The sequence below is a fragment of the Marinigracilibium pacificum genome (assembly GCF_012926615.1).
Lineage (GTDB): Bacteria > Bacteroidota > Bacteroidia > Cytophagales > Cyclobacteriaceae > Mangrovivirga > Mangrovivirga pacifica.
The window spans coordinates 155,171-177,797 of record NZ_JABBNU010000010.1 but is presented as its reverse complement, the minus strand read 5'-3'; the positions used below and the strand labels follow the sequence as shown (position 1 = coordinate 177,797).

The following is a 22,627-nucleotide window of genomic DNA, read 5'->3' as shown; positions in this document are numbered from 1 at the left end:
CTCTCATTTATTTTTGCTAAAACTTTCAATAACTTTTGAAAGTTATGAATTTTTGTTTTACATTAGCATTATGAAATTTGAAGAAGCAAAATCGAAGTTTATACATACCTGGGGAGCACTAGGCTCAGACTGGGGAATCAATCGGACTATGGCTCAGATTCATGCACTACTTCTTATTTCACCGGAAGCATTATCTGCCGAGGATATAATGGAAGAATTAAAAATATCACGTGGTAATGCCAATATGAATATCCGGGCTTTAATTGATTGGGGATTGGTTTATAAGGATCATATACCAGGAGAGAGGAGAGAATACTTCAAAGCTATTAAAGATATAATGGAAATAGCGAGAAAGATTAGTGCAGAAAGACGTAAAAGGGAGTTAACGCCTATCTTAAATACCATGAATGAATTAAAAAGTATTGAAAGTGAAGGATCAGCCCAGGAGGATGAGTTTAAAAAAATGACTTCCGAGATTGCTTCATTTTCAGGGAAAGCAGATTCAGTTCTTGATATGTTTATCAGATCTGACAAAAGCTGGTTTCTTAAGCTTCTAACGAAACTTTAAAAAAATTTGTTTTAAAGTTTCAATAAATTTTGAAAGTAATGAAACTATTGAAATTATGATGATTAAAATTAACTTCTACCTACAATTATTTCAGTTTAGCATTATCATAATGCTCTTGCTGGCTTCCATATTTAATGTTGAAATTCTGGTATATGTTATGCTATTGGCGATGCCTTTGGGATTTACTCAATTCCTGAGTGGAATGTGGTTTAGTTTTAGCCAATATTATCGTTCAAAAGGCTGGATCAGATATTTTTTGTATGCAACTCTAATTTTAATTTCTATTCCACTGTGTAATTATCTTATTGATTTAATTGGAATTAGAAATTTTAAGGACAATTATATCTTTCCTTTCTACATTATAAACTGCTCGATTGCAGCTCTATCTCATTGGTATTTAACATTTAAAACTTACCGTCATGCGTAAAATAGTAATTGCCGGAGGAACCGGGTTTTTGGGAAGATTACTTTCTAAATACTTATATAATGCTGGATTTGATGTGTATATTTTAACCAGGTCTGTAGAAATATCTGATAAGTTCAAATATGTATATTGGGATGGTCAGTCTCTTGGCAGATGGACCGAAATACTAGAAGGAGCAGAGGCAGTAATAAACTTATGCGGAAAATCAGTAAACTGCCGATACAATGAACATAATAAATCATTAATTTATACTACCAGAATCATTCCTACGAATCTTTTGGGCAGGGCGATATCTAAATGTGTGAATCCTCCGAAAGTTTGGATGAATAGTTCATCAGCCACTATTTATGCAGATTCATATCATCAAGCTAATACTGAAGATACCGGTATAATTGGTGAGGGATTTTCTGTTGATGTTTGCAGAAAATGGGAGTTAGAGTTTAATAGTTTTACCTTACCTAAGACAAGAAAAGTGATTTTGCGTACCTCCATAGTTTTAGGTAAAAATGGCGGGGCATTAATTCCTATCAAAACTTTAGTAAAATTTGGTTTAGGTGGAAAACATGGTAGTGGAGATCAATTTGTCAGCTGGATTCATGAGGAGGACTTTTGCCGGGCAATAAGTTTTATTTTAGAACATAGTGATTTAAAAGGTGTTATTAATATAGCTGCACCGTGCCCTGTTACCAATTTTGAATTGATGAATACAATCAGGGGTATTATGAAAGTCCCATTTGGGATACCACAAGGAGAAAAGTTGCTAGGTTTTGGTGCTTTATTAATTGGAACTGAGACAGAACTAGTGTTAAAAAGTAGAAGAGTAGTATCTAATAAATTGAATTATTGCAATTTTAAATTTAAATTTAATAATGTGCGTCATGCGCTCAAGGATTTATTATAGATAATATAACCCTTAAAACCGACTTTGAATTTTATTAAATATCAGATCGACCATTTTCATGATCTTTGCAATAAATTAAGTGACAAATTTGATTGCTATTGGGAGGATCATTGTATGCAATCTAATCAAGATGATATTGATGGTTTTACCTATAAGTTTAATCTGACGCCAGAGTTATCTTTTATGTATAACAAATTCAATTTTAAAGAACCCCTGGCGGTACTTCGCACAAGTGATAATAACAGGTTTTTAATACAGATAGATTTTCATCTTAAGGGTAGTCATGAAATATTGTATTTGCCAAAGGTAAAGTCTAATATAGGCGAACTGGAATCTGATAGTTTTAATGTTCTATTATCTAATTCCTACCTTGATTGTGAGTTTAAATATTTGGAAGATCAGGATCATCAGAACTTTTCAATTGTTATTGATCAGTCATATATTCAAAGAAATTTCATTGAATTGATGAATTTGAAGGATGACGTGATTTATTTACTGACTTCCAGAGATAAATTATACCTCGGGAGTAAAGTTCAGCTGAATATATTTGAGATAATTCATTCGATCTTAATAGATGTTTCAGATGGAAACAGGAATTACCCACTACTAAAATCAAAGATTGATCAGGTACTGGCATTATATTTTGATTTTCTAAATGACTTTGATTTTAGAAATCTAAAATTTAATGATTTAAGTAATGATTTATTAAACAATGCCATTCAGATAATTAATGAAAAATATAATGATGTAATTACGGTGGAAGGTCTTGCTAAGCAATTATCGGTAAGTCCGGCAAAGCTGAAAAGAACCTTCTCCGATAACCTTGATACCAGTGTTGGTAAATATATTAGAAAGGTGAAATTGAAAAAAGCCTATCATTGGATTGAAACAAATAAATATAATGTCTCCGAAGCCGGTAGAATGATAGGTTATAGTAATTTAAGCCATTTTACTACTGCTTTTAGAAAAGAATTCGGGATACTACCAAAGCAAATAAAAAATCAATAGGATCAGAAAAGGCTTTTAAAGAATAATTTAAGAAAGAAGTTTAGTTTAGTAATTTTGAACTCACCTTTTTCGATTTTAGCAATTTCTTTTCCTTTATGAGAGATGATGATAAGATCTTTAGCTTTCTTCAATTGATCATTATTCTTCAGACTTGACATTAAAAGCTTAAAAGGCAGGTCGGGAGTTTTTTCAGATAAAATATCAATATGAATTTTATCATCGATGGTAGTAAAAAGTGTAATAGATTTTTCAGTATTGGGTAACCTAACTGCCGAGCCTATTTCAATAGTGTTGTTTTGCAACTTACTCATATGTTAATCACATTTGGTTTTGGTGTTAGAAATAGGGTATTGCCTGGCATTGGTATAATTGTAATGCCACCATTCTGTGTTTATATGCTTAAACCCATGCTTAAGCATTATCGACTTCAGTAATTTTCTATTACTTATTATGTTCTCAGGAAGATCTTGAAAGGTATGATTAGCTTTCTTTCCGAAGTAATCAAAATCTGTACCCATAGCTATTTCATTTCCTTCCATATCCACTAAAGTAAGGTCTACAGCACCGCCTCGGTTATGAATAGAACCGCCATTATAGGGGTTTGCCACATATCCGGGCTTAGGATAGATTTTCCACATTTCCTTTTGGACATCCAGTGGGCGATAACAATCATAAAATTTAATCTTATAACCGAGTTTCATAAACTCTCTGTTCGCATTAATCAGTGCCATTGCAACCTCTTTACGAATCATACACTTATCACAATCATATACTTTTTTATTGATGAAATTATCTTCTGTTGCATACCGCATATCATACATAAAGTCATCAGAAAGGTTTTCTATAAATACAAAAGAAGTATCACTCTCAATTATTTTATGATTTGAATTTGATAGATTAAAGCCGGTCAGACCTATTAAAATTAATATGACTATTACAGGCAGTGAATATTTCATTATTGGTATATTGATTTCGTTAAAAGATTAATTGTAAACTTACAAACATTAATTTGACCATCCATTTAATATTACATTTTGTTAACTTCAAACTCTAAATTGATTTATTTCATAGTAAAACTGAAAAGCACTTATGAAGTTTAACAGTATTCCATTAATTCCCGGTGAAGAAATAAAGGTAGATATTAACATAGCCAAGCTACCTTCACATTCTCCTATCGATATAACAATTACCACCTATAAGTCACCAAATCCAGGTCCTGTTTTGTTATTAACTGGTGGATTACATGGCGATGAAATAAACGGGGTTGAAATAATACGCCGGATAATGGAGCGCAATATTCATAAATGTAAAGCTGGAGCTGTGATATGTATTCCGATAATCAATATTTATGGGTTTATTCATTTTTCGCGTTATGTACCTGATGGAAAAGATGTTAACAGATCATTTCCTGGAAATAAGAATGGTTCACTAGCTTCAAGAATAGCTTACTATTTAATGAAGGAAGTAATTCCTTTAATTGATTATGGTATTGATTTTCATACTGGCGGCTCGGATAGAACAAATTATCCGCAAGTAAGGTGTAAGCTTAGTGATCCTACAAATCAAAAACTTGCAGATGCATTTCATGCACCATTTACTCTTGACAGTGCATATCGACCAAATTCACTTAGAAAATCTGTAGCCAGGGAGGGAAAACATATTATTGTTTATGAAGGAGGCGAATCATCCAGGTTTGATGAGTTTGCAATTGAGGAAGGGGTTAATGGAACTATCAGGATGATGAATATGTTAGGAATGACTGATGAATATGTAGACCCATTATATGAAAATAGAATTATAAAAAACTCTTCCTGGATCAGGGCTGGAAATTCAGGGATATTTCTTTCAAAAGTTAGGTATGGTGATTCGGTAAATAAAAACCAGATTGTAGGAAATATCTTTGACCCATTTGGTGATTTTTCACTTAAAGTAAAGTCACCCGTCACCGGTTATGTTATTGGGTTAAACCATGATCCGATTGTTCATCAAGGTGATGCTTTAATGCATATTGGGGTAGTCCGCCGATAGGTGAAAACCTGTCAGGAATTAATTGATTTTATCCTTGAAAACCTGTCAATTTTTCTATGTAAGGAATTGGATAATAGTGTTTTATGACATTTTGTCTCTTTGGTTAAGCATATGTTTGACTGGAACTGTTTTTGTAGTAATTCAATTGAAATGAATGTTAAACTAAAGCCAGCTAGCCATGACACTTATTAGAACAAAAAAGGACATGTTTCCTGCATTAGACAATTTGTTTGATGATTTCTTTAGCCATGATAGGGGCTGGGGAGTAGGAGACTTTATGAGAACAGGTACCGAATCTCTTCCTAAAGTCAATGTTAAGGAAGATAAGGAGAGCTATACTATTGAATTAGCTGCTCCAGGCAAGAAAAAAGAAGACTTTAAGATCGAGTTAGAAGATAATATTTTAACTATTTCGTCAGATGCAGAGCATGAAGACACAGTAAATGAGGATAATTATACTCGTCGTGAATTCAAATACTCATCTTTTATGAGGAAATTCACTCTGCCTGAATCAGCTGATGGCGAAAAGATCAAAGCTTCTTATAATCATGGTGTTTTGGATATTCATGTTCCAAAAAGGGAAGAATCTAAGCCAAAAACACCAAAGTCAATTGACATTTTATAATTGAAATCCGGAGGTGTTAGCTTCCGGATTTCTCTTAAGTAACTGATGTTTATCAGTAGAAAGAGCGGACAATAGTAGTCCGTTTTTTTATGATATTGAGTAAATTTAAGGTAAAGCAAATTAGATGGATTATAAGGATTATTACGATATACTTGGGGTAGATAAAAAGGCTTCTCAAGAAGAAATCAAGAAGGCTTACAGAAAGCTTGCAGTAAAATATCACCCTGATAAAAACCCGGGTGATAAAACAGCTGAGGATAAGTTTAAGGAGATCAGTGAGGCAAATGAAGTTTTAGGAGATCCTAAAAAGCGAGAGCAATATGATAAGCTGGGGAAAAACTGGAAGCAATATCAAAATGCTGGTTATGACCCTAATGCTGCTAGAGGGCCTTTCGGACAAGGTGGCTTTAACTACCAATATCAGGGCGATCCTTCAGAGTTTTTTGGCGGAGGTGGTTTTTCTGACTTCTTCGAAGCTTTTTTTGGCGGAGGAAGAAGGTCAGGACGCAGGCAGTCGGGATTTGGAGGTGCTAATGATATACCCGGAAACGATTTATCAGGTGAGTTGAGTATTTCTTTATATGAAGCTTACCACGGTACGGAACGAATTGTAAATATTGGTCCGGAAAAAATCAAAGTTAAAATTAAGCCCGGTGCTTATGATGGCTTAAAGCTAAGAATTAAAGGAAAAGGACAACCTGGTCCGACAGGAAAACGAGGGAATGTGCTGCTGAAAGTAAATGTAAGTGAGCAGAAGGGTTACGATCGTAAAGGTGATGACCTGTACATGGATCAGGAAATTGATGTGTTTACATTACTATTAGGCGGTGATGTAGAAATAGACTCTTTTACAGGGAAAATCAAAATCAAAATTCCTGAAGGTACTAAAAATGATAAAACACTAAGGTTAAAAGGCAAGGGAATGCCCGAATATAATGGAAAAGGACATGGTGATTTGTATGTCCGGATAAAAGCTAAGCTTCCTGAAAAGTTAAATGATGAACAAAAAGAAATGGTTAAAAATCTTAGAGCTAGCTTCAATAAACAGTTTGTGTAATTAAAAGAAAAACCTGACCGATGATTTACGAAATAACAAATTATGGAAATCAAAATTCAAATCCTGCTTTTCACAGGTTTGAAAATGCAATACGAGAAAAAGGATTATCATTTAATGCTTCTTCAATAATTAAACTGACAGGAAAGGAACTTTCAAATGATATTAATGAAGCAATATTTAAAGCAATACAAGTATGTATGAATAGTGGAATTCCAGTCGAAGAGCACTTTATGAAGTATTATATCTCTGATGAGGATAATCATACAGTATCCCACGACTGGAAACTATCTAAATTTGCGTATACACTGGTTTTATTGAATAAAGCCCCCGATCATCCGTTTGTAAGCCAGATGCAGACACAGATGATCAGAGAGTTTCTTGAAAGGCATTAAGAAATCTTTTCACCTAACTCATAGATCTTCTCGTGGATCTTCTCGTGGATAAGGCTTCTGAGGTTACTTCCGGTTTTGTTTTCAACCGGTCTACCATCAATTTCATGAAGGGGAGTCAATTCTCCCATCGTTCCCGTGCAGAATACTTCATCGGCATTATAAAATTCATTAACGGTCAGGTTTTTTTCTATAATGTCAATTCCTGAAGCTTTTGCTACCTCAATAACAAGACCTCGTGTAATGCCCGGCAGGCATGCATCAGCATGTGGAGTATAAATTACATTTTTATGAACCATAAACAGGTTGGTGTCATTTAACTCTGAAACAAATCCCTGGGTGTCGAGCATAATTGCTGCATCAACACCTGCAAAATTAGCCTGTACCTTCGCAAGAATGTTATTTAGTAGATTATTATGATGGATTTTACTATCCAGATGTCTTGGAGAGTTTCTTTGTATCGCTGAGGTAATAACCCGAATCCCATTTTTGTTATCATAAACTAAAGGTTTCCACTCAGCCAAAACTATTAAGTTTGAACCTTTAGAGTTTAGCCGGGGATCCATTCCTGAAGTCACTTTTTCACCTCTGGTCAGGGTAAGCCTGATATGAGTTTCATTAAACATCCTGTTTGCCTTCAGAGTCTCAAAAATAGCTTTTTTGATATAATCTCTTTCAGGAATGTGATCAAAAGCTAGTGCCTTGGCCGAATATTCTAATCGTTCCAGATGTTTGTCAAGACAAAACACATGATTGTCATAAACTCTGAGTCCTTCCCATACACCGTCACCACCTTGTACGATACTGTCAAACACAGAAACTTTTGCTTCATGACGGTCAAAAAGTCTGTCACCTACCCAGACTTTAATGTTTTCATTTTTTGGATTGTATTGTTGTAGCATAATTACTTTATAGCATGTTTAAAAAGTTCGTTATAATATTTTGAGGCTTCTGTATAAAGCTGTTGATATTTTTCTGGTACTTGTTTAGGCTGCTCTGACTTTTGCATCAGTCCATTGCTTTTATGAACATTGGCATACCAGTATTTAGCCCAGCATCCATCTTCAGGTCTTGGACCGGGGTTCCAGGAGAGCATCGATTTGTCAAATGGAATTTCTAATGCTTCACATATTTTTGGCAACATAGTTTCAGGATCTTTTAAAACGGTACCTGAATCAATTACGATTGGCTTTTGACCTTCATTTACCAGTTGATTATAGAGTTTCAATGAATATCCATAACCGATTTCTTCTTCCGGAATTTTCTCAACAACCTTTGAGAATGAAGTGATAATATGTGAAGGCTCCCTGATCAAAAATACATTTATCATTTTCGACATGAAATCAGTATTTAGACCAACAAGATGCTTAGCCATATTTTTAACAAAGAGAATATTCTTTCCATTATCATTCAAAAGAGATCCAATTACTGAGTCAGGATTACAGTCCATAGAAGCGATTATTTCCTCACGACCTGGATGATCAAGTCCCGTGGTAGTAAGGTAATATCCATACAAAGGTTCGTCAATTACCTTTGTGTCCTTTCTTTGAGCAAATGAATACATTAATGCAGTTGAGATATTCCGGGGTCCGGATATCAGGTTGATTATTTTCATGAAATCAAAAAATTAAGTCTGAGAGGTTTGCCAGGTTTTTGGCGTTAATCCCGTTTCTTGTTTAAAAGCTTTAATAAAATGTGAAAGATTTTCGAATCCTGATGAAAAACACACCGATGTTATTGATCTTGAGCTGTCTCTTAGGTCACTTTTGGCTAATTTGATACGCTCTTTTAGAATATATTGAGCAGGTGTTAACCCGGTAACTTCCTTAAACTTCTTAAAAAATGATGCTCTACTCATACAGGCTATGTCTGCAACCTTATTTAGATCTAGTGTATTACACAAATTTTGTTTGATATATTGAATAGCTGCTGCCAGGCTATTGTTTCCAGCTAGCAGGTCATAAGATGACTCCAAAACAACTCTTGCTTGAGTTTGCATTAGCCTGACCAGCATTTCCTTAAGAGTCAGATCTATCATAATATCCTTCACCTTACCCTTTTCACTTTTAGTGATTCTGACAATCCTATTGATAGTATCTGCCAGTTCCCGGTTATTATTGAGGTGAAATAACGCAGGGTCTATTTCCCAACTTCCCCAGGTTTCATGTCTTGGGTGAAGTTCCTGTAGTTTATTTATTGTATCAATTATCACCTCATCGGCAATTGTAAGAGCAATGCATTTTGTTGGATTATCCATATCAGCAACCGGGAAATCGATATTCATTAATTCTCCGGGTGGAAGTATAACAGATTCTCCGGGCAGGTAATCAAAAGAAGGCTTATCAGGTAAAGTCATTACCTTCTTACCTGAAATCATACTGGTGAAAACAAAGTGATCAAATACCAGATTAATATTTTTCTCTTTTTGATGAGTTTCAAACAGATTTAATTCGCAAGAATCAAATGAATAAGCTGTTCGGTTCTCGACCAGGGTGAGTAGGGATTTTCCATCCCTGAGACTAAAATTCTCTGGTTGATATTTCTTCACGGGTTGTGGGTTAAGTGTAATATTTTTAATCAGGGAAGTTTTGAGCAATCTCCATGACTTACTATAAATATCGGAATATTATTTTGATTTTCTGAATATTTAAGACTTAAAGAATACTGGTTTGGACTTACAGCAAAGCATTTGATGTGTTAATAAAGGATATTTTGATATTTAATTCTAAAATCCTTAAACATGAAAACTGTAACTGAAAAACAAAAAGTAGTCGACAGACCACAATTTAAGCCACATTATGATCATTTTATAGGAGGGAAGTGGGTAGCTCCTTCCAGCGGAGAATATTTTGATAACATAAGTCCGATTGATGGCGAAGCTTTTACACGGGCAGCCAGAGGAAACAAGGATGATGTTGAAAAAGCATTAGATGCTGCTCATAAAGCATTTCCTGGCTGGTCTACCACATCTGCCGCCGGACGAGCAAAAGTATTACTTGATATCGCAGATATAATTGAAGAAAACCTGGAACAACTTGCAAGAGTTGAGACCATTGATAACGGTAAGGCACTAAGGGAAACAAGAGCTGCTGACTTGCCTCTGTGTGTAGATCATTTCAGATATTTTGCTGGTGTAATCAGATCAGATGAGTCTACAATTTCAGAGCATGATCCTAATACGGTGAGTATTAATCTGCAAGAACCTCTGGGAGTTGTCGGGCAAATTATTCCGTGGAATTTTCCTTTACTAATGGCAACGTGGAAAATTGCTCCTGCCCTGGCTGCTGGCTGCTGTACTGTAGTAAAACCAGCTGAGCAAACTCCAACAAGTATTATGGTATTAATGGATCTTATTAAGGATGTTGTACCTGATGGAGTAATTAATATTGTTACTGGTTATGGACCAGAAGCCGGGAAACCACTAGCAACCTCTTCAAGGATAGCCAAAGTGGCATTCACGGGAGAAACTACTACAGGAAGGCTGATTATGCAGTACGCTTCAGAAAATTTGATACCGGTAACAATGGAGCTTGGTGGTAAATCTCCAAATATATTTATGCCAAGTGTAATGGATGCTGACGATGATTTCTTTGACAAGTGTATTGAAGGAGCGGTAATGTTTGCACTAAATCAGGGTGAGGTTTGTACTTGTCCTTCAAGGATTCTCGTTCATGAATCAATTTATGACAAATTTATGGAACGGGTGGTTGAAAGAACCAAAGCAATCAAAATGGGACATCCTCTTGGTGAAGATACCATGATGGGAGCACAAGCTTCTAATGATCAATTCGAGAAAATACTTTCTTATCTGGACATCGGAAAACAAGAAGGAGCAGAGGTATTATGTGGTGGTAAGAAAGCCGAGTTGGGTGATGATCTTGCTAATGGATACTATATCGAGCCGACTATCTTTAAAGGGCACAATAAAATGCGTGTATTTCAGGAAGAAATTTTCGGACCGGTAACATGTGTTACAACCTTTAAAGACATGGATGAAGCTATTGAAATAGCGAATGATACATTATATGGTCTCGGAGCCGGTTTATGGACTCGTGATGCGCATGAGATTTATCAGATGCCAAGAGCAATCAAAGCGGGAAGAGTGTGGGTAAATTGTTATCATGCTTATCCTGCACATGCACCATTTGGAGGGTATAAGAAATCAGGTTTTGGACGTGAAACTCATAAAATGATGCTTAATCATTATCGAAATACTAAAAATATGTTGATTTCATATGACAAAAAGAAGTTGGGATTCTTTTAGAATGCGGGTTATCGCGTGGTAAGTGAAAGTTAGGGAAGGCATTTTGCCTTCTCTTCTTTTGATTTATTAAGAAAACCTAATAAAATGACTAAGGTAGAAAAGATAGGAATAACAGATGAAGCTGTTGAAGTTATTGATGAACTAAAAGAAAGGTTTGGTCCATTGATGTTTCATCAAAGTGGTGGTTGCTGTGATGGTTCCTCACCAATGTGTTTTGAAGATGGCGATTTTAAAACAGGTGAAAGCGATATTTTGCTTGGGAGAATAGAAGATTGCCCCTTTTATATGTCAAAAGATCAATACGAGTATTGGAAGCATACCCATTTGACTCTTGATGTTACCAAGGGGCGTGGCTCAAGCTTTTCTCTGGAAATTCCTATGGGAGTAAGATTCATTATCAGGTCACGATTATTCACTGAGGATGAAATCAATACTTTGAAGAAAAATGGAGAATTATAATTTTTTTAATAAAATTTTAAAACAATATAAGTAGTTCAAAGTTGTAAAGACAGATTTCAAGTCTATTCTATGTTTATAAAGACAGGGTTTCCCTGTCTTTTTCTATTTATAGTCACTTCACATTAAAACTTAATTCTATATGTGGATTTACTTCATTAAAAGACTAATTTATGTTTAAGTCTAATTCAGGATAGATACAAGACTCATTTTAATATCAAACTTGAAGTAAGAATAATCAATTAATACCAATGGGAATATTTAAAAGGATTATCAGGGCAACAGAGGATGGTGTTGACAAATTTCAATATCAGGTTAAAGAAAAATTAAACTTATTTGATCTGGTATTCATTTATCCTTATCGTGGTTTTGGCAATCAGAAAAAAGCTCGAATTCATGGGAGAATTCTTGAAAAAGAACCAATCATACATGACAAAAATGAGCTTCCTGATTCATTTTGGACAAATCTCAAAAAAACCTGGAAGCGTTATGAAAGCGATGAAATCCCGGGAGTAACTATAAAAGGAGAGTTTTATGGAATAGAGTGTACCACAATAAGCGATAATGAGGGGTATTTTACTCTTGAGTTTGATGGATTAAATTCAACCCACCTCAAAAATGGATGGCATCCGGTGAATCTTGAGATCACAGATATGCCATTTGATCTGGAATATGAGAAAAAAACTACCGGAGAGATACTAATTTGTGAACAGGATAACCCTTTTGGGATAATTTCTGATGTTGATGATACGATAATTGTATCAGATGCGATGCATTCTATCAAGCGCATTATAACAATGATATCAAATGATGCTCCTTCTCGAACTCCATTTGAGGGTGTTAGTGAGTTGTATCATAAGCTTATCCAAAATTTTAAAAATCCACTTTTTTTCGTTTCCGGAAGTTCTTATAATTTATATGATATGCTGATAAGTTTTTGTGAGCATCATAATATACCCAAAGCACCATTTATATTGAGGGATCTGGGAATAGATAAGGAGCAATGGATAAGGGAAGATTCAGAACCATATAAAATATCAAATATTGAAAGGATCATGGATATTTATCCAAAGCTAAAATTCATTTTGATTGGAGATAGCGGGCAACATGATCCGGAGATATATTTTAAAGTCTGGAAAGATTATCCAGACAGGATTTTAGCAATTTATATCAGGGATGTTCATACTGAAGATAGAAGTGATGAAGTAACAAAGATGGCACAGGAGATCGATGTTCCCTTTTTATTAATGAAAGATTCCCATCAGGCTATTGAACATGCAAGAATGGAAGGTTGGATAATAGATTAAAAGAATGAGAATTATCCTTGAATTACTTTCAAATAAATATATTAAATTGAATATTATAATAAACACAACTTATTTACTTATGAAACTTATAACTCATTTCACTGGTCTTTTATGTCTGCTGGTGTTTATTAATGCCTGTGGATCAAAGACTGAAGAAAAACAAGAGGAAGAAACTTCTTCAAATGAAGAGATGGTTGAGAATGTATCATCTGTTGTTGGAGAGGAAGTTAGATATAGTACTGATTCTACTGAGATGGTAGGATATGTAGCTTATGATGAAAGTATTGATGGAACCAGACCTGGTGTTATCATAGTACATGAATGGTGGGGACACAATGATTATGTTAGAATGCGTGCCGATAAACTGGCAGAATTGGGATATGCTGCTATTGCTGTTGATATGTACGGTGATGGAAAACAAGCTGAGCACCCTGGTGATGCAGGAAAATTTGCAGGTATGGTAATGAGTAATATCGATATGGCCAAGGAAAGATTTGAAGCAGCTATGAAGTTGCTGAAATCACACCCTAAGGTTGATTCTACAAAAATTGCAGCTATTGGTTATTGCTTTGGAGGAAGTGTTGTTTTAACAATGGCAAATGCAGGTGAAGATCTTGATGCTGTTGCAGCATTTCATAGTGGTGTTCAGTTACCGATTATGCCTAACGAATCATTGAAAGCAAAAGTATTGGTTTGTAATGGAGGGGCAGATCCTATGATTCCACCTAAATCAGTTAATAACTTTAAAAGCGCGATGGATAGCATTGGAGCAGATTATAAGTACATTGAGTATCCAGGGGCTACACATGCCTTTACAAATAAAGGTGCTGATTCTTTAGGTCAGAAATTTGATATTCCTTTAGCTTATAATGAAGAAGCAGATACTAAATCATGGGAGGAATTGAAAAACCTTTTAAATGACGTATTTAATTAAGAATACCTAATATAAAAAAAGGCTGGTTAGATGATAACCAGCCTTTTTTTTTTATATCTTCTCCCTGTATTCATCATCATCAAAAGTCTTTTCAATCTGTAAAGTGGTATGATCAATACCAAATTTCTCTTTTAATTCATTTCTGATTTTGAATATGTACTCATCTTCACAACCTTCAGGTATGACAAGGTGTACCGTAAGTGCCGTTTCTGTAGTACTCATTGCCCAGATATGCAGATCATGGACATCTTCAACACCATTGAGCTCTTTAAGCATTGTATGAACGTCGTTATAATCAATATGATTAGGTACTGCATCTACTGCTAGTTTGATTGAATCTGATAGTAATTGCCATGCACCATACAGTATGACAACTACAATGATTATACTTAATGTAGGATCTACCCAATAAGCTCCGGTAAACTTCATTACCAACCCTCCAATAAGAACTCCCAATGTAACGGCCGCATCAGCCGCCATATGTAAAAAAGCACCCTTGATATTCAAATCATGCTGACCCTTCATAAATAACAAGGCTGTACCTGTGTTAATAATTATTCCAATTCCGGCAACAATCATTAACGTGTTTCCTGGAATTTCTACAGGATTTTTAAACTTCTGAATAGCATCAACTAGGATAAATCCGGCTGCACCAATGATAAGTAAACCATTAAACATTGATGCCAGAATGGTAGTCTTTCTTAGTCCGAATGTGTATTGTCCGGAAGGCTTTTTTTCAGCTATCCAAATTGCTACCCAGGCTAGGATCAAACTAAAGACATCCGATGCATTATGACCGGCATCTGCAAGTAATGCGGAAGAGCCTACCGCAAACCCGTAGAATGCCTCAATGGCTACATAAAGTGTGTTTAACACAATACCAATCGCAAAGGCTTTACCAAAACTTTTTGGTTCATGTTCATGATGGTGATGATTATGTGCCATATATTTAGTCTCTTACACTATTAAAGGTATCAATAATTTCCTTTTTGATTGGTAATTTTTTCAACGGAGAAATATTAGCCCCACCAGTATTACCTGTAGGAATTATTCTAACGAATGATTTTACTCCTCCGACAAATAACCTTGGTAGTTGTCCTATTATTTCTTTGGTATCCTTAATATAGAATCCAAATTCAAGCATCTTCCAATGAGCATAAGTATGTTGCCAAGGGTACGCTTGCCCTATAACATGTGCATTCTCCAGGTGAGTCCAGGCTTCTTGCAATTTGTTTTCTGCTTTTAAAGCCGTATACAGTGTTATTTCCTTTTCAAAGTAAGGAATAAGCTTTTTGGGCATTCTGGTATGAATATTTATCATGGTTGAATGGTTATGGTTAGTGACTATGTCCGGCTTCACTTTTATTCATTTCGGCCATCAGGTAATATGCATTATCAAGAACTATCAGGGTTTCCGCCGGAATTCTGGAAACAAACTCGATACTTACCCATCCTTTATCTTTCGTTCCAGGGATAACCTCAACAGGTTTAAAATGCCATTCTTCATGTTCATTTGTACTTTCTTTTTCTGCAGTGAATATGAAATACTTATTTCCATCTCGAACTAATCCATCCTCGGGAATAGCAGGTGTATCATTATTTCCGGTCAAAATTCTTCCTCGTACATACATTCCAGGGATTAGTAAACCTTGTTTGTTTTCAATTTCTGCATGCAGGTGAATTGCTTTTGGATCTTGTTCGAATGACCTTCCGACTGAATAAACAGTTGCAGAAAGCTCTTTGTTAGGTATAGATTCAATTGAAAACAATACCTTTTGACCTTTTTTTACCTTGTGAACATCCTTTTCAAATACCATCAGATCAGCATGGATGTGGTCAATGTTTACGATTTCAAACATTACTGTTTGTGGAGAAACATACTGCCCGGTTTTTACTTCTACGTACCTGACAGATCCTTGTATCGGACTTCTGACTGCAACCGTTTCATATATATTCTCATTTCTGATGTAGTCCAGATTTAGTCCTAAAAGCTTTAGCTGGGCTTCTAGACCTTTCAGATTTCCTTTTGCAGCCTGATATTCAGCTTTGATTTTCTGGAATTCTTTTCCCGAACCTACATTTTCCTGATATAACTTCTCCTGACGATCATATTCATTTTTTATGTACTCAAGTTTATTCCAGTTGTTCAGATACTCTGTTTGTAATTGAATCAAATCAGGGTGACTCAGGTAGGCTAAAATTTGGCCCTTTTTTATTTCATCACCCTCAATAACTTTAATTGAAGTAATGTTAGCACCAATGATAGCAGTTACTTTTGCCTCGTTTTGAGGGGGGACTTCCAATTGACCATTAGATTCAACATACGAAGACATATTTCTATATTGTATCGAGTCAATTGTAAGGTTTAGTGCTTTGAACTGTTGAAGTGAAAGATGAACTTCATTTTCTTCCTTTGATTCATTTTCTTCGTGTGAATGTCCATGCTCATCTGCATGCTTATGGTCTTCATTACATGATAAATTCAAGATAATCATTAGAAGAAAAAGTATTTTTATAGAGATTTTCATTGTTTTCATTTTTGGATTATTTGTTCAATAAATATTCAACCTTGAATTTTGATGTCATATACATTTCATATGCATTCCAGGCATCTATTTCTATTGAAATGGCACTTTGTATATTTTGTAAAAAGGCTACATAATCAATTGCACCTTCACGATATGACAATACAGCCCCATTGAATTGCTCCTCAGCTAATTCCAGAGCTTCATCATTGTAATATTCCCAGGACCTTTTCCATTTTAGAAATTCATTGTATGATGCAGAAAGGGTGGTAGTAAGTTCCATTTCTTTTTGAACCAGATTTTGTTCAGTCTGTAGCTGGCTGATTTTTGCAGCTTGAATTTTACCACTATTCTGCATAAAAAACAGAGGAATTGAAAGACCAAATTGATACTGGTAAAATCCTGACTGATTGTTAATCTCCTGCCAGCCATATTGAACATTTAATTTGGGTAGTAAATCAGCACGTAGTGTATTTACCTGCTGTTCTGCAACTTCATTTTCTTTTCTTGCCAGATTTAGTATTGGATGATCATTCGGAATGACCTGACCAGTCAAGATATCATTACTTTGTTCGATAATTTGTGTTTGCACTGTAAAAATGGTGTCACTTACCATCCAGAGATTGAATTTTGAAAGCTCAATCATCAGGTCATAAAGCCTTTGATCTTTTTGGATCTTTATTTGTTTTGCCTGATTTACAGCTGCGAGGTATTCCAATCGAGATGATTCTTCGGTTTCATACCTGATTTTGGCAGCTCTTTCGAATTCATTAAATACTGAGTCAAGTGAATTGTAAAGATTCAATACTTTGATTGATCTAAACAATCTGATATACTGCTGTTTAACTTCTAACTCGATTTGTCTGGATGATAGTTCCAATGCTGCTTCAGCAAAGTTGATTTGCTTTGTTTGTAGCTTTGATTTGGAAGGAACTCCAAAGATATTAATGTTTTGCTGCTGAATTCCAAATACAGTAGTTACACCGTCCTGATTATTGCCAATTTCTTCTCCGGCAGTATAAAACTGAGTGTTACCAAGCTCCCAGGCTGTTTTCTTGAGAGATTCCTGTTTGTCAATTTCCATTCTAGATGACTTAATTTCAGGATATAATTGTATTGCCCTGTTTATTGCTGAATCCAGACTAATTTGATACAGTGAGTCAGAATCCTGAGCCTTTATAGTAAGTGGATTAATAAATAGCATAATCACAGCAATACTTAAAAGTGTAGTCTTTTTATTGAAAGAATATTTCTTTTCGAGCCATTGATAAAGAATAGGAAGTACAAATAGAGTTAGTAGAGTTGCACTGATCATTCCTCCGATAACTACAGTTGCCAATGGTCGTTGCACCTCAGCACCGGAACCTTTTGAGATTGCCATTGGCAAGAATCCAAGAATATCAGTCAATGCTGTTAATAAAATTGGTCTTATTCTTCTTTTGGTACCAACCATGATTCTCTCTGTTAGGTTAAAGCTTTCGCTTGTCTTTATTTCATTCCAGCTGCTTATAAGAACGAGTCCATTCAGAACTGCCACACCAAAAAGCACCACAAATCCAACTCCTGCAGATATACTAAAAGGCATATCTCTAAGCCAGAGAGCTAGTATTCCTCCAATTGCAGCCATTGGAATCGCTCCATAAATCATGAAAGTCTGCTTCATGGAATTTAAAGCAAAGAAGATTAAAATGAAGATTAAAATCAGTGCAATCGGGACAACCAACTTTAGTCTTTTAAAAGCTCTGTCGAAGTTTTCAAACGCACCACCATACCGAATGTAGTATCCAGGTGGCAGGTCAAGACGGTCGTTTAGTGTAGCTTTTATTTCTTCAACTAATGATTTTATATCCCTTCCTCTGACATTAATACCAACATAAACTCTTCTATTTGTATTATCTCTACTTATCTGCATGGGGCCTGGCTGGTAACTTATTGTTGTTACTTCCTTTAAAGGAATTTGCGACCCATTAGGAAGGTTGATATACAGATTTTTAATGTCATCAATATTCTGCCGGTTCTTTTCATTAAGCCTGACAACCAGGTCAAACCGTTTTTCACCTTCGAAAATTACACCGGCTTCACGTCCTGCAAAGGCAGTTTGAATTGTCGTATTAACTTCATCTATATTGATGCCGTATTGAGCTAATTTCGATCGATTATAGTTAATAGTTATCTGTGGAAGTCCACTTGTTGCTTCTACACGCATATCCCCGACACCATCAATAGACGAAATAATTTTCCCCATTTCTTCGGCTTTAGAGGCTAGTAGTTCCAGATCTTCACCATATAGTTTTACAGCAATATCCTCTCTAACTCCGGTAATTAACTCGTTGAACCTCATTTCGATAGGTTGTGTAAACTCGTATGTCAGACCAGGGATTATTTCAATCTTTTCTTTGATCTTGTTGATCAGGTCCTCTTTTGATTTGGCCGAAACCCATTCATCTTTTGGTTTTAGAATAATAAAACAATCGGCAATGTCCATTGGCATTGGATCTGTCGGAACATCAGCAACACCAAACCTTGAAATTACTTGTTCAATTTCCGGAAAATTATCAAGTAATATTTTCTCAACTTTCGTTGATGCTTTAACAGATTCAGTCAATGAACTTCCGGGTTTTAAAATGATATGAAAAGCAATGTCTCCTTCATCTAATTGAGGTATAAACTCTCCACCCATGCGTGAAAACAGTAATACAGATATTACTAACAGAGAAATTGCAACTCCAATAATAAACCCAGGTATTTTTAATGCTTTCGTTAAGGCTTGTTCATACTTTTTTTCTAAAAATGTTACGATTTTGTCTCCAAAAGAGGGTTTTTCATTTTGTTTTACCCTAAGAAATAAAGAAGACATCATAGGGACGTATGTGAGACAAAGTAACATAACTCCAATCATGGCAAACATAAAAGTTAATGCCATCGGCTGGAACATTTTTCCTTCCACACCTTCCAATGCCAGGATCGGTATAAACACGATCAGGATAATTAGCTGGCCAAAGAAAGCCGCATTCATCATTTTACTTGAAGCTTCGTAGGCTGTCTTGTTTCTTTCTTCCTTATTGAGGGTATTCTTGTTTAAGATTTTTTGGTGAAGAAGAAAAACTGTACCCTCTACAATTATAACTGCTCCGTCAACGATAATACCAAAATCGATTGCTCCAAGACTCATCAAATTTGCCCAGACATCGAATACATTCATAAGAATAAATGCAAAAAGGAGGGAAAGGGGAATGGTAGAAGCTACAATAAGTCCTCCGCGCCAGTTGCCCAAAAGTAAAACCAGAATGAAAATGACAATCAAGGCACCTTCGATTAGGTTTCTGCTTATAGTACTTGTTGTGTTTGAAATTAGTTCGCTACGATCAAGAAATGGCTCAATTGTGATTCCTTCAGGTAATGAACGTTGAATTTCATCCATTCTATCTTTTACTGCCTCAATTACCTTATTTGAATTTGCTCCTTTGAGCATCAAGATCATGCCACCAACAGTTTCTCCATTTCCATTTTTAGTAAGGGCACCATATCTTATTGCATGACCAAATTTTACCTGAGCGATGTCCTTGATAGTAATCGGAATTCCCCCGATATTTTTTATCACGATATTTTCAATGTCTGATAAACTTCGGGCAAGTCCTTCTCCACGGATAAAATTCGCCTGATGATCTTTTTCAATATAGGCTCCACCGGTATTTTGATTGTTTTCTTCCAGAGCTGTAAATATATCTGTAATAGTCAGGCCAATAGATTTAAGCTCTTCAGGATCAACGGAAACCTCATATTGCTTGATCTTTCCACCAAAGGCATTGACTTCAACAACTCCCGGAACCATTGCCATTTGCCTTTTGATAATCCAGTCTTGTATAGTCCTAAGCTCAGTAATAGAGTATTTATCCTTGAACTTTGGATCAACACTGAGTGTATACTGATAAATTTCACTTAATCCTGTTGATATAGGTCCGATATCCGGCTTTCCGAATCCTTCCGGAATTTCTTTGGATACTGCTATTAACTTTTCAGAGACAAGCTGTCGGGGGAGGTATGTTTCCATATCATCTTCGAATACAAGAGTTACCAGCGATAATCCGAACCTTGATATAGACCTGATTTCCAGTACTCCCGGCAGGTTTGCCATTTCAATTTCGATCGGATAAGTTATAAACTGTTCAATATCCTCTGTACCAAGATTGGGAGCCTGGGTGATAATTTGTACCTGGTTGTTGGTGATATCCGGAACAGCGTCTAATGGAACCTTCGTCAGGCTCCATAAGCCGGCTATAATCATACCGGTGGTTAGTAAACCAATGACCAGTTTATTATGAATAGAAAATTCAATGATTTTATTAATCATAGTAATATCTGATTATTATCTTTTGATGAATAATTGTTAAAAAACGATTGAATGAATTAAGTAAATTATGCCCTGGGAGGTTGGAGTGGAAGGCCAGAAAAACCTTCGATTAATTGGGTAAAATAAAAAGAATTAAAATCAGAATTGAAATTTTGTATTTTAGGGAAGAATTTAAATTGATTGATGATTAAGTGTGAATGACAACAATTGCAAATACATAAAGGGGAGCAGTTTTCGACATCCTGGTTATGGTCGTGATCTGCTGAATCATATAGTGCCACTTCAGTCTCATTATGAGAATCATGTCTATCATCACAAGGGATAAAAGAAAGAATGAGTGTTAGTGCAATCAATATGTGTGCAATTATCTTCACAATTCAAATGTACAAAAAAAGAATTGCAACCAGATTGCAAAGTTCATGAACATGAAGAACAGTTTCCTTTAAAGACCATGTTAGCTGATGATGGAATAAATCCTTTTGGCAGGTTTAGATTAGGAATACCAATATTTGTTATGCAATAGGTTTTTTGGCATGATTCACAATGAAAATGGACATGCTGGTCATTTGTTTCGCAGTTACAATTTTCATTGCAAGGAGCATATTTTAGTGATCCGGAGCCATCGTCGATGCTATGGATAAGTTGATTTTCTTCAAATTTTTTAAGAGTACGGTAAAGAGTTGCTTTATCTGCGTTTTCAAGTGATTCTTCAAGATCAGAAAGACTCATTGCAGAATCACTGTCAAGTAATTGCTTTAGAACCAATATACGCATTGCTGTTGGTCTGATATTTCTATATTGGAGCTTTTCTTCAATCATATTTAAAGCTACAATATAGTTAAGTAACATTTAAAATTATGTGTGTTAAATCACTTTAAAAGTGAACTATTAGTAATAAATTAAATACTATGAAAACACTCGGGATGATAGGAGGAACATCATGGTACTCAACAGTTGAGTATTATCAGGAAATAAATAGAAGGGTATCTGAAATTATCGGCTCTCAGGGTAATCCTGAGCTTATTTTGTATAGTATCAATATCGAATTAATGAGGGGGATGGATATTGACAAGATCAAGTCCAGGTATCTAAAAATTTCACATCAATTGGAACACGACGGCGCCGATGGAATAATTATTTGCGCCAATACCCCACATTTGGTATATGAGTATGTTCAACCAAAAATTAGCATTCCGATATTACATATTGGAGATGCAATTGGTCTGGAAGCTAAAAATCAGGGATTGAAGGTGCTGGGATTACTTGGGAACAAACCAACAATGACCGGAGACTTTATCTCAGGTTATTTAAAGAGGAAATATGGAATTGAGGTAATAATTCCAGAAGGACACTCACTTGAAAAGAGTCATTACTATGTTTCAAAAGAGCTTACGAGGGGAGTATTTTCCAAAGAAGCCAGAGATTTTTATAATAATCAAATGGAGGAATTAAGGAAGAGAGGTGCAGAAGGGATGATATTGGGCTGTACAGAGTTGCCTTTACTACTTAAAGATGATAATATTGATATACCAACTTTATCAACTACCAATTTACATATTCAAATGGCAGTTGAATTTTTAACAGATTAATAGATTTATGTTTAATACAGTAATGCATTTGTCTCGTCTTGCTCTTATTTATTGATAATTACCTGTTAAATATATCCTTAACCGTTATTCTAATACGAGAATTTTGCTATATTGTTAATACCTACTATTAACTATTGTTATGATTACTTTAAAACTAGAGACAAATGTTTAATAGTATAACGATTATATTTTATTAAATAC

General features: G+C 35.3%; 24 protein-coding genes. 13 read left to right on the top strand and 11 right to left on the bottom strand.

Going from position 1 to position 22,627, the window contains the following annotated elements:
- Window positions 1-70: 70 nt before the first annotated feature.
- The 4 genes from HH304_RS16340 (at window position 71) to HH304_RS16325 (ending at window position 2,901) form a co-directional block, all read left to right on the top strand.
- A complete protein-coding gene (locus HH304_RS16340) occupies window positions 71-568 on the top strand; it encodes a GbsR/MarR family transcriptional regulator (protein WP_169683636.1) in 498 nt (165 codons plus the stop codon).
- A gap of 55 nt (window positions 569-623) precedes the next feature.
- Window positions 624-995, top strand: a complete 372-nt coding sequence (locus tag HH304_RS16335) for a hypothetical protein (RefSeq protein WP_169683632.1) — start codon at window positions 624-626, stop codon at window positions 993-995.
- Window positions 988-1,893: a TIGR01777 family oxidoreductase gene (locus HH304_RS16330; protein WP_169683625.1), complete on the top strand. Its 906-nt coding sequence runs from the start codon at window positions 988-990 to the stop codon at window positions 1,891-1,893. The genes HH304_RS16335 and HH304_RS16330 overlap by 8 nt, the downstream gene beginning before the upstream one ends.
- Before the next feature lie 114 nt (window positions 1,894-2,007).
- Window positions 2,008-2,901 carry a helix-turn-helix transcriptional regulator gene (locus HH304_RS16325; RefSeq protein ID WP_169683621.1) on the top strand — a complete coding sequence of 298 codons (894 nt, stop codon included), beginning with the start codon at window positions 2,008-2,010 and terminating at the stop codon, window positions 2,899-2,901.
- Between the two features lie 2 nt (window positions 2,902-2,903).
- Here HH304_RS16325 and HH304_RS16320 read toward each other — a convergent pair whose 3' ends face one another.
- Together HH304_RS16320 and HH304_RS16315 are read right to left on the bottom strand one after the other, a co-directional pair.
- Window positions 2,904-3,212, bottom strand: a complete 309-nt coding sequence (locus HH304_RS16320) for a hypothetical protein (RefSeq protein ID WP_169683619.1) — start codon at window positions 3,210-3,212, stop codon at window positions 2,904-2,906.
- A gap of 3 nt (window positions 3,213-3,215) precedes the next feature.
- The gene (locus HH304_RS16315; protein WP_169683617.1) at window positions 3,216-3,857 is read right to left on the bottom strand and encodes a M15 family metallopeptidase; all 642 of its coding nucleotides are present in this window, start codon (window positions 3,855-3,857) and stop codon (window positions 3,216-3,218) included.
- Window positions 3,858-3,990: 133 nt separating this feature from the next.
- On the opposite strand from HH304_RS16315, the gene HH304_RS16310 reads away from it, so the two are divergent.
- From HH304_RS16310 to HH304_RS16295, 4 genes are all read left to right on the top strand, one after another.
- On the top strand, window positions 3,991-4,929 hold the full coding sequence (locus tag HH304_RS16310) for a succinylglutamate desuccinylase/aspartoacylase family protein (protein ID WP_169683615.1): 939 nt from the start codon (window positions 3,991-3,993) through the stop codon (window positions 4,927-4,929).
- Window positions 4,930-5,107: 178 nt separating this feature from the next.
- Window positions 5,108-5,554, top strand: a complete 447-nt coding sequence (locus HH304_RS16305; protein WP_169683609.1) for an Hsp20/alpha crystallin family protein — start codon at window positions 5,108-5,110, stop codon at window positions 5,552-5,554.
- 124 nt (window positions 5,555-5,678) lie between these two features.
- Window positions 5,679-6,611: a DnaJ C-terminal domain-containing protein gene (locus tag HH304_RS16300; RefSeq protein ID WP_169683606.1), complete on the top strand. Its 933-nt coding sequence runs from the start codon at window positions 5,679-5,681 to the stop codon at window positions 6,609-6,611.
- Window positions 6,612-6,631: 20 nt separating this feature from the next.
- Window positions 6,632-7,003 carry a hypothetical protein gene (locus HH304_RS16295; protein WP_169683604.1) on the top strand — a complete coding sequence of 124 codons (372 nt, stop codon included), beginning with the start codon at window positions 6,632-6,634 and terminating at the stop codon, window positions 7,001-7,003.
- Here HH304_RS16295 and HH304_RS16290 read toward each other — a convergent pair.
- Genes HH304_RS16290 through HH304_RS16280 form a run of 3 tightly spaced genes read right to left on the bottom strand, consistent with a single transcriptional unit; the run spans window position 7,000 to window position 9,548 of the window.
- Complete coding sequence (locus HH304_RS16290) at window positions 7,000-7,902, bottom strand: aminotransferase class IV (RefSeq protein ID WP_169683602.1); 903 nt, start codon at window positions 7,900-7,902, stop codon at window positions 7,000-7,002. The two genes, HH304_RS16295 and HH304_RS16290, sit on opposite strands and share 4 nt — an antisense overlap.
- 2 nt (window positions 7,903-7,904) lie before the next feature.
- On the bottom strand, window positions 7,905-8,615 hold the full coding sequence (locus HH304_RS16285) for a sulfotransferase-like domain-containing protein (RefSeq protein WP_169683598.1): 711 nt from the start codon (window positions 8,613-8,615) through the stop codon (window positions 7,905-7,907).
- Between the two features lie 12 nt (window positions 8,616-8,627).
- Window positions 8,628-9,548, bottom strand: coding sequence for an AraC family transcriptional regulator (locus HH304_RS16280; protein WP_169683596.1), 921 nt, complete (start codon window positions 9,546-9,548; stop codon window positions 8,628-8,630).
- A 192-nt stretch (window positions 9,549-9,740) separates the two neighbouring features.
- Between HH304_RS16280 and HH304_RS16275 the strand changes: the two genes are divergently transcribed.
- The 4 genes from HH304_RS16275 to HH304_RS16260 all read left to right on the top strand — a co-directional run bounded on the left by HH304_RS16275 (window position 9,741) and on the right by HH304_RS16260 (window position 13,961).
- The gene (locus HH304_RS16275) at window positions 9,741-11,264 is read left to right on the top strand and encodes an aldehyde dehydrogenase family protein (RefSeq protein WP_169683594.1); all 1,524 of its coding nucleotides are present in this window, start codon (window positions 9,741-9,743) and stop codon (window positions 11,262-11,264) included.
- Window positions 11,265-11,348: 84 nt separating this feature from the next.
- Entirely contained in the window at window positions 11,349-11,723 is a 375-nt protein-coding gene (locus HH304_RS16270) for a DUF779 domain-containing protein (RefSeq protein ID WP_169683591.1), read from the top strand.
- Between the two features lie 248 nt (window positions 11,724-11,971).
- A complete protein-coding gene (locus HH304_RS16265) occupies window positions 11,972-13,027 on the top strand; it encodes an App1 family protein (RefSeq protein WP_169683589.1) in 1,056 nt (351 codons plus the stop codon).
- A gap of 79 nt (window positions 13,028-13,106) precedes the next feature.
- On the top strand, window positions 13,107-13,961 hold the full coding sequence (locus HH304_RS16260; protein WP_169683586.1) for a dienelactone hydrolase family protein: 855 nt from the start codon (window positions 13,107-13,109) through the stop codon (window positions 13,959-13,961).
- A 51-nt stretch (window positions 13,962-14,012) separates the two neighbouring features.
- Here the strand turns inward: HH304_RS16260 and HH304_RS16255 are convergent, their stop codons facing one another.
- The 6 genes from HH304_RS16255 to HH304_RS16235 all read right to left on the bottom strand — a co-directional run bounded on the left by HH304_RS16255 (window position 14,013) and on the right by HH304_RS16235 (window position 21,656).
- Window positions 14,013-14,906: a cation diffusion facilitator family transporter gene (locus tag HH304_RS16255; RefSeq protein ID WP_169683584.1), complete on the bottom strand. Its 894-nt coding sequence runs from the start codon at window positions 14,904-14,906 to the stop codon at window positions 14,013-14,015.
- 4 nt (window positions 14,907-14,910) lie between these two features.
- On the bottom strand, window positions 14,911-15,282 hold the full coding sequence (locus HH304_RS16250; protein ID WP_271711661.1) for a DUF3703 domain-containing protein: 372 nt from the start codon (window positions 15,280-15,282) through the stop codon (window positions 14,911-14,913).
- Window positions 15,283-15,298: 16 nt separating this feature from the next.
- Window positions 15,299-16,489 (bottom strand): efflux RND transporter periplasmic adaptor subunit, encoded by a 1,191-nt coding sequence (locus HH304_RS16245; protein ID WP_169683583.1) that lies wholly within the window; start codon window positions 16,487-16,489, stop codon window positions 15,299-15,301.
- A gap of 16 nt (window positions 16,490-16,505) precedes the next feature.
- Window positions 16,506-20,837, bottom strand: a complete 4,332-nt coding sequence (locus tag HH304_RS16240) for a CusA/CzcA family heavy metal efflux RND transporter (RefSeq protein WP_169683581.1) — start codon at window positions 20,835-20,837, stop codon at window positions 16,506-16,508.
- Window positions 20,838-20,902: 65 nt separating this feature from the next.
- Complete coding sequence (locus HH304_RS21455) at window positions 20,903-21,211, bottom strand: DUF6660 family protein (RefSeq protein WP_408631355.1); 309 nt, start codon at window positions 21,209-21,211, stop codon at window positions 20,903-20,905.
- A 43-nt stretch (window positions 21,212-21,254) separates the two neighbouring features.
- A complete protein-coding gene (locus tag HH304_RS16235; RefSeq protein ID WP_169683579.1) occupies window positions 21,255-21,656 on the bottom strand; it encodes a Fur family transcriptional regulator in 402 nt (133 codons plus the stop codon).
- A gap of 89 nt (window positions 21,657-21,745) precedes the next feature.
- On the opposite strand from HH304_RS16235, the gene HH304_RS16230 reads away from it, so the two are divergent.
- Window positions 21,746-22,426: an aspartate/glutamate racemase family protein gene (locus HH304_RS16230; RefSeq protein ID WP_169683577.1), complete on the top strand. Its 681-nt coding sequence runs from the start codon at window positions 21,746-21,748 to the stop codon at window positions 22,424-22,426.
- Window positions 22,427-22,627 lie beyond the last annotated feature (201 nt).

Excerpts from the sequence above, each read along its gene's own strand:
- HH304_RS16340 (WP_169683636.1), top strand. The coding sequence starts at position 71 with ATGAAATTTGAAGAAGCAAAATCGAAGTTTATACATACCTGGGGAGCA.
- HH304_RS16245 (WP_169683583.1), bottom strand. The coding sequence starts at position 16,489 with ATGAAAATCTCTATAAAAATACTTTTTCTTCTAATGATTATCTTGAAT.
- HH304_RS16305 (WP_169683609.1), top strand. The coding sequence starts at position 5,108 with ATGACACTTATTAGAACAAAAAAGGACATGTTTCCTGCATTAGACAAT.
- HH304_RS16260 (WP_169683586.1), top strand. The coding sequence starts at position 13,107 with ATGAAACTTATAACTCATTTCACTGGTCTTTTATGTCTGCTGGTGTTT.
- HH304_RS16320 (WP_169683619.1), bottom strand. The coding sequence starts at position 3,212 with ATGAGTAAGTTGCAAAACAACACTATTGAAATAGGCTCGGCAGTTAGG.
- HH304_RS16285 (WP_169683598.1), bottom strand. The coding sequence starts at position 8,615 with ATGAAAATAATCAACCTGATATCCGGACCCCGGAATATCTCAACTGCA.
- HH304_RS16315 (WP_169683617.1), bottom strand. The coding sequence starts at position 3,857 with ATGAAATATTCACTGCCTGTAATAGTCATATTAATTTTAATAGGTCTG.
- HH304_RS16230 (WP_169683577.1), top strand. The coding sequence starts at position 21,746 with ATGAAAACACTCGGGATGATAGGAGGAACATCATGGTACTCAACAGTT.
- HH304_RS16295 (WP_169683604.1), top strand. The coding sequence starts at position 6,632 with ATGATTTACGAAATAACAAATTATGGAAATCAAAATTCAAATCCTGCT.
- HH304_RS16300 (WP_169683606.1), top strand. The coding sequence starts at position 5,679 with ATGGATTATAAGGATTATTACGATATACTTGGGGTAGATAAAAAGGCT.
- HH304_RS16240 (WP_169683581.1), bottom strand. The coding sequence starts at position 20,837 with ATGATTAATAAAATCATTGAATTTTCTATTCATAATAAACTGGTCATT.
- HH304_RS16290 (WP_169683602.1), bottom strand. The coding sequence starts at position 7,902 with ATGCTACAACAATACAATCCAAAAAATGAAAACATTAAAGTCTGGGTA.
- HH304_RS16335 (WP_169683632.1), top strand. The coding sequence starts at position 624 with ATGATGATTAAAATTAACTTCTACCTACAATTATTTCAGTTTAGCATT.
- HH304_RS16250 (WP_271711661.1), bottom strand. The coding sequence starts at position 15,282 with ATGATAAATATTCATACCAGAATGCCCAAAAAGCTTATTCCTTACTTT.
- HH304_RS16310 (WP_169683615.1), top strand. The coding sequence starts at position 3,991 with ATGAAGTTTAACAGTATTCCATTAATTCCCGGTGAAGAAATAAAGGTA.
- HH304_RS16265 (WP_169683589.1), top strand. The coding sequence starts at position 11,972 with ATGGGAATATTTAAAAGGATTATCAGGGCAACAGAGGATGGTGTTGAC.
- HH304_RS16325 (WP_169683621.1), top strand. The coding sequence starts at position 2,008 with ATGCAATCTAATCAAGATGATATTGATGGTTTTACCTATAAGTTTAAT.
- HH304_RS16270 (WP_169683591.1), top strand. The coding sequence starts at position 11,349 with ATGACTAAGGTAGAAAAGATAGGAATAACAGATGAAGCTGTTGAAGTT.
- HH304_RS16330 (WP_169683625.1), top strand. The coding sequence starts at position 988 with ATGCGTAAAATAGTAATTGCCGGAGGAACCGGGTTTTTGGGAAGATTA.
- HH304_RS16275 (WP_169683594.1), top strand. The coding sequence starts at position 9,741 with ATGAAAACTGTAACTGAAAAACAAAAAGTAGTCGACAGACCACAATTT.
- HH304_RS16235 (WP_169683579.1), bottom strand. The coding sequence starts at position 21,656 with ATGATTGAAGAAAAGCTCCAATATAGAAATATCAGACCAACAGCAATG.
- HH304_RS16255 (WP_169683584.1), bottom strand. The coding sequence starts at position 14,906 with ATGGCACATAATCATCACCATCATGAACATGAACCAAAAAGTTTTGGT.